We start from the raw sequence: 648 nt of genomic DNA on the forward strand, positions 1-648 counted from the left end.
TGACAACCTACCAACGAGGCAGCAGATCAATCAAGTTTGTTATGAGCAAAACACACCTCTGATATCGGCGGCAGCGATTGGTTGGCAAGGGCAGTTTGCTGTTTTTGACTACTCAGACAAACCATCAAATTCAGGCTGCTATCGATGCTTGTATCCGTTTGATGAATTGCAGCAAACAATGAAGTGCAGCGAAACCGGCATTATCGGCCCTGTGGTGGGCACTCTGGGGAACTACCAAGCTCTCGCTGCTATTCAAAAGTTGGCGATAGATCGCTTTCATGTTGCGTGTGGTCAGTTACACCTCTTTGATGGGCTGCGGATGAACTGGCAGACCATGTCTATAACCAAAGACAAGCAATGTCAGGTTTGTGGTGACAATAATCTTGCTCCAGTGAGCAGTTAAGAGATGACCGCCATGACAGTTTCAAATCAATTCGCAGCAAGTTCGTTTGTGCGTTCCTTTGTTAAAGGAGAGAGGTAACGTGATAGCTATCGTTATTAACGACCAAGCTCAGATGGTCGAGTGTAATGCCAACCTACAGCAAATCATTACCCAGTTTTCTCTGCCTGAAATGGGCTGTGTTTTTGCCATTAATAATCAAGTGGTGCCGCGTAGCGAATGGGCGAGTACGGTACTTTCTGAGGGAG

At 46.6% G+C, this 648-nt stretch carries 2 protein-coding genes; both read left to right on the plus strand.

The genetic code is table 11. The features are described from left to right. Positions 1-403 (plus strand): HesA/MoeB/ThiF family protein (locus tag R8N47_RS25865; RefSeq protein WP_318186188.1); only part of this gene is annotated, 403 nt, incomplete at its 5' end. A gap of 79 nt (positions 404-482) precedes the next feature. Next, the coding region (gene thiS / locus R8N47_RS25870; protein ID WP_318186189.1) for a sulfur carrier protein ThiS at positions 483-648 on the plus strand (166 nt) is incomplete at its 3' end.

The organism is Vibrio sp. 2132-1 (assembly GCF_033344315.1).